General features: G+C 62.5%; 2 protein-coding genes and 1 pseudogene. 1 reads left to right on the forward strand and 2 read right to left on the reverse strand.

The genetic code is table 11. The annotated features are described in order from the left end of the window. Positions 1 to 284 (forward strand): annotated as a pseudogene (locus ACGVJ8_RS00660) (fatty acid desaturase); the annotation flags it as partial. Between the two features lie 35 nt (positions 285 to 319). Here ACGVJ8_RS00660 and ACGVJ8_RS00665 read toward each other — a convergent pair. After that, complete coding sequence (locus ACGVJ8_RS00665; RefSeq protein WP_392345020.1) at positions 320 to 1,351, reverse strand: alpha/beta fold hydrolase; 1,032 nt, start codon at positions 1,349 to 1,351, stop codon at positions 320 to 322. Beyond that, a partial coding sequence (locus ACGVJ8_RS00670) for an NAD(P)(+) transhydrogenase (Re/Si-specific) subunit beta (protein ID WP_392345021.1) occupies positions 1,351 to 2,374 on the reverse strand: 1,024 nt, incomplete at its 5' end. The genes ACGVJ8_RS00670 and ACGVJ8_RS00665, both read right to left, overlap by 1 nt.

Below are 2,374 nucleotides of genomic sequence, written 5' to 3' on the forward strand. Positions count from 1 at the left end.
CCTGGACTTGGTCGAAGGGAGCACTGCAAACGGTTGATCGTCCCTACGGGCCCACCCTTAACTTACTGCTGCACCATGGAATCGGCTCAACCCATGTGTCCCATCACGTCAATTCATCGATTCCGCATTACAACGCCTGGCGTGGAACACAACTTCTGAGGCAGAGGTTTCCTGAGCTGGTGCGCTACGACTCCACCCCGATCCACAAAGCGCTGTGGAGGATTGCCACACGCTGCGGTGGCGCTGTGTATCAGGACCCAAGCGATCGAGCCTTCCATTACTGAAGAGCGAGAGGCCCGCAACCAGAGGAGATCACGGCTTAGCCAGCAACAACGTCCCTGAGCCAGGCCGCCGCCAGCTGGTCGCCCCAGCAGCCGTCATGGCCGTGGAAGCCGTTATGCCCTCCCCGTGGCGTGAACAACGTGCGAATCGCGGCCTCCGGCGGCAGCGCCTCAGCGAGATCCATCGCAGAGGAGGCAGGAACCCAGGGATCATCGAGGGCCTGCAGCAGCAAGGTGGGCGGCATCGCCTTACCGGCAGGCACCAGATGCTGCAAGGGTGAGGCCTCGCGGTAGTAGGCCTCCACATCCGCAAACCCCCAGCGGGGAGCCGTCACGGCACTGTCGAACTCACGGATCGAACGGGGGGGCGTCGCTTGCAGTTTGACCACCTCGTCAGTACTTACTCCAAAGGGATCCGCCAAGGTCTGACGCACCAACCGCTTGAGCAGCCAGCGTTGGTAGACCCGATTGCGCAGTCGCTCGATCGAGGGGCTGCAGGCGGCCAAATCCAGGGGACTGCTGGCACAGACGAGGCCATCAAGTACGCCAGGCGAGGCCAGAGCGGCATTAAGCAGCATCGTGCCGCCCAGGGAGATGCCCGCCCCCAGCAAAGGGCGACCCGCCGCCAAGCTTCTGGCCCGGGCAATCACAGGCAGCAGATCGCTGTTGCAGCGTGCTGCAGAGGTGCCACCCGCCAGGTGGCGTCCCGGATCAGCACCGCGCAGGTTGAGACGCAGCACCGCAAAACCAGCGGCCTGGAGCGCCACACCCATCCGCCTCAGGCCTTTCCGAGAACTGGATCCACCCAGGCCATGAAGCAGCAGAACCAAGCTCTTGGGTTCCCCTTCCGGCTGATCAAGTAGGGCAAGCAAAGATCCTGCTGCAGCCGCTCCATTGGGCAGGGCTGGCACGGGGATTTCAATCGGAACCCCTTGATCATGGGGAAGATCCACCTCGCGCAGGGTGTCGCGAAGGGTTTGCAGATCACCACCGATCCAGGGCCAGCGCTGCTTAAACGACGGAACCCTCAGCCGCTCGCGCAGCTGGGGGTTGTCCACGCCGCGGCCCATCACTTCTTGCCCACGCCCAGATCCTTGAGTTCCACGAGGAGATCGCCGAGCATCTTTTTCGCATCGCCGAACAACATCGAGGTGTTGGCCAGCTCGAACAGATCGTTCTTGATGCCGGAGTAACCAGCGCTCATACCCCGTTTCACCACGAACACCGTGCGGGCGTCCTGCACATCTAGAACGGGCATGCCGTAGAGCGGCGAATTGGGATCGTTCTTGGCCTGGGGATTGACCACATCATTGGCACCCAGCACCAACACAACATCCGTGGCAGGGAACTCGGGATTGATCTGATCCATCTCTTGAAGCTGCTCATAAGGCACATCGGCCTCAGCCAGCAGCACGTTCATGTGACCCGGCATACGGCCGGCCACCGGGTGAATGGCATAGACCACATCGATGCCAGCACTCTCCAGCACCCGAGTCACTTCCCTGAGTGTGTGTTGCGCCTGAGCCACAGCTAGGCCATAGCCGGGAACAATCACCACCCGTTCAGCTGCCTCGAGGGTGAGGGCGCATTCCTCAACACTGCAGCTGGTGATGTTGGTGTATTCACCACCGCCACCGCCTGTGGCGCTCGTGGCACCCAGGGCGCCACCAAACAGCACAGACACCAGGGAACGGTTCATGCCGTTGCACATCACCTGGGTGAGGATCAGGCCAGCAGCACCGACCATGGCGCCGGCCACGATCAGCAACTGGCTGCCCACCACGAAACCGGCAGCGGCCGCAGCAACACCGGAATAGCTGTTGAGTAAGGAAATCACCACCGGCATGTCGGCGCCGCCGATCGGCAGCGTCACCCCGATCCCCAGCAGGCCGGAGGCCACCACCAGCAGCCAGAGGCCAGTGCTCGACTCAGCGTTGCGCAGCATCTCAATGGCACCCACCAGGGATGCCACCGCCAGCGAGATGTTCACGGCGTGGCGCGCCTTGCTCTGCATCCAAGCCGGCGTGGACAGCCAACCCTGCAGCTTGGCCATGGCCACGATCGAACCGGTGAAGGTGATCGCACCCACAAAC

Source organism: Parasynechococcus sp., assembly GCF_042954245.1.
Taxonomy (GTDB): Bacteria; Cyanobacteriota; Cyanobacteriia; order PCC-6307; family Cyanobiaceae; genus Parasynechococcus.

Bases quoted from the DNA above. Each gene is read 5' to 3' on its own strand.
- ACGVJ8_RS00665 (WP_392345020.1), bottom strand. From the start codon at position 1,351: ATGGGCCGCGGCGTGGACAACCCCCAGCTGCGCGAGCGGCTGAGGGTT.